Origin of the sequence: Bacillus sp. TL12, assembly GCF_022625245.1 — a bacterium.
Lineage (GTDB): Bacteria > Bacillota > Bacilli > Bacillales > Bacillaceae_G > Bacillus_A.
This window is the reverse complement of record NZ_JAJJBY010000077.1, coordinates 1-7408: the sequence shown is the minus strand read 5'-3', so window position 1 is coordinate 7408 and position 7408 is coordinate 1. Positions and strand designations below refer to the sequence as shown.

At 33.3% G+C, this 7408-nt stretch carries 7 protein-coding genes; all 7 read left to right on the top strand.

Annotation, left to right across the window (positions count from 1 at the left end):
* The first annotated feature begins 288 nt into the window (after window positions 1-288).
* Window positions 289-1002, top strand: a complete 714-nt coding sequence (locus tag LOK41_RS26755) for a response regulator transcription factor (RefSeq protein WP_241819012.1) — start codon at window positions 289-291, stop codon at window positions 1000-1002.
* Entirely contained in the window at window positions 992-2023 is a 1032-nt protein-coding gene (locus LOK41_RS26750) for a sensor histidine kinase (protein WP_241819011.1), read from the top strand. The genes LOK41_RS26755 and LOK41_RS26750 overlap by 11 nt, the downstream gene beginning before the upstream one ends.
* A 53-nt stretch (window positions 2024-2076) precedes the next feature.
* On the top strand, window positions 2077-3006 hold the full coding sequence (locus LOK41_RS26745) for an ABC transporter ATP-binding protein (protein ID WP_241819010.1): 930 nt from the start codon (window positions 2077-2079) through the stop codon (window positions 3004-3006).
* Window positions 2999-3736, top strand: a complete 738-nt coding sequence (locus tag LOK41_RS26740; RefSeq protein WP_241819009.1) for an ABC transporter permease — start codon at window positions 2999-3001, stop codon at window positions 3734-3736. The genes LOK41_RS26745 and LOK41_RS26740 overlap by 8 nt, the downstream gene beginning before the upstream one ends.
* Before the next feature lie 164 nt (window positions 3737-3900).
* Complete coding sequence (locus tag LOK41_RS26735; RefSeq protein WP_241819008.1) at window positions 3901-5427, top strand: serine hydrolase domain-containing protein; 1527 nt, start codon at window positions 3901-3903, stop codon at window positions 5425-5427.
* Between the two features lie 33 nt (window positions 5428-5460).
* A complete protein-coding gene (bacA, locus tag LOK41_RS26730) occupies window positions 5461-6258 on the top strand; it encodes an undecaprenyl-diphosphate phosphatase (RefSeq protein WP_241819007.1) in 798 nt (265 codons plus the stop codon).
* A gap of 447 nt (window positions 6259-6705) precedes the next feature.
* Window positions 6706-7161 carry an ASCH domain-containing protein gene (locus LOK41_RS26725; RefSeq protein WP_481748844.1) on the top strand — a complete coding sequence of 152 codons (456 nt, stop codon included), beginning with the start codon at window positions 6706-6708 and terminating at the stop codon, window positions 7159-7161.
* Window positions 7162-7408 lie beyond the last annotated feature (247 nt).

Sequence of the window (7408 nt, the reverse complement as noted above, 5' to 3'; positions counted from 1 at the left end):
TGTATAATATTACACCTCTATATAGTAATAGTCAATAACTTTTCAAAACTTTTTTGATAGATTTATCTCTTCTTTATGCAGCATTATAAGAGTATCTTAAATCTCCCCTCTCCCCACTCGGTTTCTCTCAACTATAAATCTTTAGTAGATTATCATGCATTTGCATTTCTCCATTTGATTCTATACTTACAACCTTATTTTAACAATTCATAGTATATAATGAGATAACTATTGTATTTTTCATTACCGAAAAAAAAATACAACACTCTATTATAAGCAGGTGAAACGATGGAAGATATCCGTGTACTTATAGCAGACGATGAAAAAGAAATACGAGATTTATTAAAAAGGTATCTAGAGCGAGAACTATATACAGTAGATATCGCTATAAATGGTGAAGAGGCTCTTCACTTATTTGAACAAAACAAATATAACCTCATCATATTAGATCTTATGATGCCTAAAGTTGATGGTATCGAGGTATGTAGAAGACTTAGAAACAAAACAAATATCCCAATATTAATGCTCACTGCTAAAGATCAAGAAGTAGATAAAATTTTAGGCTTAAGCATAGGCGCAGACGATTATATTACAAAGCCTTTTAGTATGAATGAAGTGGTTGCTAGAGTAAAAGCTCTTATGAGGCGTTTTTTAGTATTAGGAAGTAATGCTAGCGTACAAGAAAAAACACCCCTAACATTCAAAGGGCTAACAATTGATGTAAACAAGTACATAGTTAACGTAGATGACAAAGAAATATCTTTAACTGGAAAAGAACTTGAACTATTAAAGTTCTTCGCCTCAAATCCTGAACAGGTTTTTACAAAAACGCAACTCTTCCGCAACGTTTGGGATAGTAATTATATAGAAGATGATAATACCGTCATGGTACACATTAGAAAACTGAGAAAAAAGATAGAAATTGATCCTTCAAATCCTAAGTTTATCCAAACAGTTTGGGGCATTGGTTATAAATTTGTAGGTGAGAAAAATGAAGAATGACAAAGTCCTCTATCTCATTCTATTGCAGTTTATAATCATTACCGGACTTCTATTTATAGATATGTTCCACATATTAAGATTAATTTTATTCATTATCCTTATCGTTATAACAGTAAGTCTTTTCTGTACAAGACTTACTGTTATTCAAACTCGGAAGTCCATGGTTACGAAATTAAAACGCGCCATTAACGGTAATCTACATACAAGACTATATACCAATAACGATCATTCACTAGATGACGTCATTTTTTCTATAAATGAATTAATAACTGAGCTAGAAAGAGTACAAGTTGAAGCCAAAAAGTCTCAAAAGGCTAGGAAGCAACTTCTATCTAGTATCTCGCATGATATTCGAACACCTCTTACTTCTATTATTGGATATATTGACGCATTAAAGGATGGTATAGCTGCTTCAGAGGAAGAAAAACTGGACTACCTTGCAATACTCTCAAATAAATCAAATAGCTTAAAACAATTAGTTGATGGAATATTCAATATGGCAAAGCTTGATGCTGATGAATTTCCACTAAAGGAAGAACAATTTGATTTTTCAGAGATTACTAGAGAATCACTAATCGAGTTTTTACCTGAACTATCAAAACATGGTATTGAGTTACAGGTTAATATTCCAGAAAAACCTTGCATCATTACAGCCGATTCTTTTAGTCTTATGCGAGTTATAAATAATCTCCTAAAAAACGCTATACATTACGGAAAGCCTGGAAAAATAGTAGGAATCGAACTTTTAGAAATGACTAACGACTATCAGCTGCTCATTTGGGATAAAGGACCTGGTATTTCAACAGACGAACTAGATAACGTATTTGAGAGAATGTACCGAATTGATCAATCAAGAAATCATTCTCATGGTGGGAGCGGCCTAGGACTTGCTATCGCAAAAGCCCTCGTAGAAAAGAACGGCGGTCAAATATGGGCAGAAAGTATTCCGTGGAAAAGAACCACCTTTAGCTTTTCCATTCCAAAACAAACTGTTTTTAAGAAACAGTTAAGAAATGATTAAGCAGCAGTTAAACCCTCCTTCTTATTATGTACTTAAGAGCTTAGAGAAAGTAGGTGTTCAACATAAACACAATTATACAAACAACAAACTTAACTAAAATTTATGGCAAGCAAAAATCAGTAGATAATCTAAATATAAATGTAAATCAAGGAGAGATTTACGGCTTCATTGGCCGGAACGGTGCGGGTAAAACAACAACAATTCGAATGCTGCTCGGTCTTATAAAACCTACAAGCGGAAAAATCGAAATATTCGGAGAGGATTTTTCGAACAACCAAAAGGAAATTTTAAGAAGAATTGGTTCTATCGTTGAAGTTCCAGGGTTCTATGAAAACTTAACTGCAAAAGAGAATCTATTAATTAATGCAAAAATAATCGGCGTTCATAAAAGGAATGCGATTGAAGAGGCATTAGAAATTGTAGGGCTAGAACATGAAACAAAAAAACTAGTAGGAAAATACTCATTAGGAATGAAACAGCGACTCGGAATCGCACGAACCCTTCTCCATTATCCAGAACTATTAATATTAGATGAACCGACAAACGGCTTAGATCCAATTGGTATTAAAGAAATGCGAAAGCTTATTAAATCTTTAGCACAAGAAAGAAATATCACGATATTGATTTCCAGCCACATTTTAGCTGAAATAGAACAACTAGTAGATCGTATGGGGATTATTCATGAAGGGAAGTTATTAGAAGAAGTTTCTCTTGATGCACTTCGAAAAACAAATCGTAAATACTTGGAATTCCAAGTAAATGATGATAATAAAGCTGCGATGCTGTTAGAAAAACAATTTCATATTTTTGATTATGAAGTACATGATGACGGAAATATTCGCGTTTATTCTCATTTTGGTCAACAAGGACAGATTAATAGAACGTTTGTTCAAAACGATATCGAAGTATTAAAAATTATAATGAGTGAAGACAGATTAGAGGACTATTTCACCAAATTGGTTGGAGGTGGGACAATTGGTTAATCTACTATATACGGAACTATTAAAATTGAAACGTTCTAATATGTTCTTGCTTAGTATTATTGGGGCAGCTGTAGCACCTTTTATGGTAGTTGTATTATCTTATATACACATGCGCACAAAGAATCCTAATCCGACTATTGTATTTTCCCAACTGTTCTCTGAAGTAAATCTATATACTACTGTAGTACTAGGAGTCCCGCTATACGGAGTTGTTATCGCTTATTTGTTTAACCGTGAATATACAGAAGACACTTTAAAGAATTTATTAACCATCCCTGTATCACGTATTAACTTTATTATAAGTAAATTTATTCTCCTATTCCTTTGGATTATGATGTTAACTCTAGTTGCTTGGGGATTAACATTATTACTAGGACTATTAGGCAGCTTTTCTGGATTCAGTAACTCCTTACTTTTTCAATCTCTTATGAGGTTTTTGATATGCGGTGGATTTCTCTTTGTTTTATCGACTCCTATTGTACTGCTGACTCTTATAATGAAAACTTATGTTGCTCCCATTATATTAACAATTATTATAACATTGATAAACCTTATGTCGATAAACTCGGAGCATAAAGACCTATTCCCTTGGGCAGCTACACTCGATATAGCAAACAATGAACTACAACCGACATATCCACCAGAGTATTCTTATATCGTGATCGTTGCTACATCCCTGATTGGTCTTATTGCAACCGTATTTTATTTTAAAAAAGTCGATATTCATTAATCCGAACAGATAAAACAAAAAATTTGTTCCCACATCTCTATTTGTTTCTTTCTCATATCTTTGAGGTGTGGGCTACTTTCCAATTATGCAGATTTAAAACACTTCCTATAATGATGACAGCAACTCTATCATCCATTATTCCCTATAGATAGGAGCTATTAAAAATGAATAAAAAGCAAAGGAAACTTTACCATTACCTGCCTATTAGTTTTTTAATACTAATCCTCCTTATCCCATTAACCCACATTAGCTTTGCTGAAAGTGAACAAACTAAAGAACAACGTATACAACAAGTTGATCAATTTATTAAAGAGCAACAAGAGCTTAGTCAAATACCCGGAATATCAGTGGTGATTGTCGAAAAAGGAAAAACCGTTTATCAAAAAGGATTTGGATATGCAGATTTAAAAACAAAAAAGCCTGTGAATGGGGATACCTTATTCGAGTTAGCTTCAACAAGTAAAGCCTTTACTGGTTTAGCTATTTTGCAATTAGAAAAAGAAGGTCTACTAAAGCGAACCGATGATATCACAAAGTTTTTACCCTGGCTTAAATTAACTTATAACGATAAACCAGTAAACACTACCTTAAATCATTTGTTGTATCAAACTAGCGGAATACCTTCTACTACTATTAGCTCCATTCCTATCAGTACAGAGGATGATGCACTAGAAGCGACTGTTAAAACATTACAACATACGAAATTGAATCATAAGCCAGGAAGTTCTTTTGAATACGCAACTATTAATTATGATATTTTAGGACTCATAATTGAAAAAGTAACAAAGAGGCCATATGAAGTTTATATAAAACAGAACATTCTAGATCAAATTGGAATGAAAAATTCATTAGTAGGTTACTTACAAGGCCCCCCTAACGAGATGGCTACCGGATATAAATTAAGATTTATGAGACCATATCCATATGAACAACCTATCTATCGTGGTAATACACCTGCAGGTTATATTATTAGTAATACAAATGATTTAGTAAAATGGATGAATCTTCAGTTAGGAACTGAAACAAACGATTCTATTAATTCTCAACTAATTTCCGATTCACACACCCCTGATAAGACAGTAAAATCCGTTCATGATAATAGCTACTATGCCAGTGGATGGGTTGTTTTACAAAAAGACCAACAAATTGTATACCATGATGGAGAAAATCCAAACTTTTCGTCTTTTATTATAATGCAACCAGATACACAAACAGGTGTAGCAGTTTTATCTAATATGAAAAGTGCAGTTACAACATCAATTGGTCAAGGAGTTATAGATCTCTGGAATGGAAAAAACATCTCTGATGCAAAACAAATAGATAGCTTTCAAAAAATAGATAAAGTAGCAACCGTAATATTCACTGTGGCAGGGTGCTTAAATATATTACTTATCATTTTAACCATAAGATTTATAAGAAGGCTATTACAAAAACACCGCAATTGGTCTTTATTAACTAAAAAGAACTTCATATTATTCCTTATAAATGCTTGTGCCATTTTAAGTGGAGCACTATTCATTTTAAAACTCCCAAGGATATTACTTGGAGTGTCGTGGACTTTTATTAAAATATGGGCTCCAGTTACAGTTACACTGGTGATTTATAGCATTATAGCATTTTTAATTTTATATTCTATCTATACAACTTTATTGTTTTTCACTAAGAAAAACGTTACTCGCTTTCTTTCGTAGATCTTCATTAATATTTGGTATAGGAGTGAAATTATGAGCGATACAATTATTGCCTTCATACTCGGTATCGTAGAAGGGCTAGCTGAATTTTTGCCTATCTCTTCTACTGGGCATCTTATATTAGTCGGACATTTATTAGGTTTTGAGGGAGAAAAAGCAAAAACATTTGAGATTGTCATACAGTTAGGAGCAATTTTGGCTATTGCTGTTTTATATCATAAACGACTTGTTTCTTTATGTAACATTAAACCTCTCTTGCAGAAAGAGAAAAAATTCAATGCACTACATGTTTTCCTAGGTGTGTTCCCAGCCGTAATTGCTGGCTTACTATTACATGATGTGATCAAAGCATACTTATTTCAGCCATATACTGTTGTGATTGGACTTGTAGCGGGCGCAATTCTTATGATTTTTGCAGAGAATAAAAAGACAGAGGCTACTGCTTATTCATTAGACGATTTAACATATCGTCAAGCATTAACAATAGGGTTATTTCAATGTTTAGCAGTATATCCTGGTTTCTCAAGAGCTGGATCTACTATTTCTGGTGGATTATTAGCAAAGGCAAATTATAAGGCCGCATCCGAATTCTCTTTTCTTATTGCTCTTCCCGTTATGGTTGGCGCAACAGGATTAGACTTATTAAAGAGCTGGAAGTATTTAAGTATGGATGATATCCCAATGTTCGCAGTAGGGTTTATTACTTCTTTTGTAGTAGCGATGCTAGCAGTGGTGACTTTCCTAAAACTATTAGCACAAATAGGTTTAAAACCTTTCGCTTATTATCGTATTTTGTTAGCTATTGTATTCACTGCATTCGTATTGCTATAACCATAGGAAGATCACCTATAAAAAGACAATAACTAGCCGATATTTCTAAAGTAGTATCGGTTAGTTGCAACTATACCTACCTAACTGCCGTACCCTCCCATCCCCATTTTAATGAAAAGACACATGTAAACCAACTCTTCATAAAAAGCGTTGGTTTTATAATTCCACAAGAATCATCTAATCTTAAAAACGTAGGTAGTTGTTTAAAACATCTTGACTTTATTATTTTGAATATTCTTTAATATAAATGTATGTATAGATTTATTAAATAGATGGATATAAATGAACAGCACGAGTATATAAACCATATTCATTAAGCAGTTTCCTTTTACTACCCTAAAAAACAACAAAGAAAATGTAATTTATCAAACAAACCATCTATTTTGACCAAACGGAACCTTATCATAAGCAATGAGGTATTTAACTAGACATTTGAGAAATGGGTGAATGATACTAATGAATCAATTAGCACAGCAATACTGGAATGAATACTGGAAGGAAAACGATAAACCTCAAACTGTCAGCGCATGGCAGTTTGGCGCTTCTCCTGACTACCTTGCCCAATTAGTAATTGATGGCGTAAAAACAGCAACATGCTCTGGACATATTTTTTACGAGTTAGAAAATGAACCACTTCCAACAACAAATGATTATAGCATTATATTGAATAGCGCTGACGAGCCTGTAGCAATTATTAAAACGATAGAAGTAACTTTGACACCAATGAATGAAGTCTCTGAGGAATTTGCTATTGCCGAAGGAGAAGGCGATCGTACCTATAAATATTGGAAAAACACTCATATAGAGTTCTTCACAAAAGAACTGAATGAAATCGGTCGTGAATTTTCTGAAGACATGTTACTCGTTTGCGAACGTTTTGAGCTGATTGATGTGAAGGAATAAAGTGAAGCTTTAATTAGTGAGAGTTTTCTTCATCTCCCACTGATTATTAGCCCTCACGAATCAGGCTTTTACGGGCAAGTGATTTCCCGCCTAACTTCTTTACTTTTAAGAAATTTAAGTTGGGCCTCTTACTACCCGTAAATAACGGGATAAATATATCCTCTTTTCATAAATAAGCATATCATCTATTTACTCTTTAAAAAGTAAATAGATGATATGCTTATTTTATAATTTATATTTTTATTTG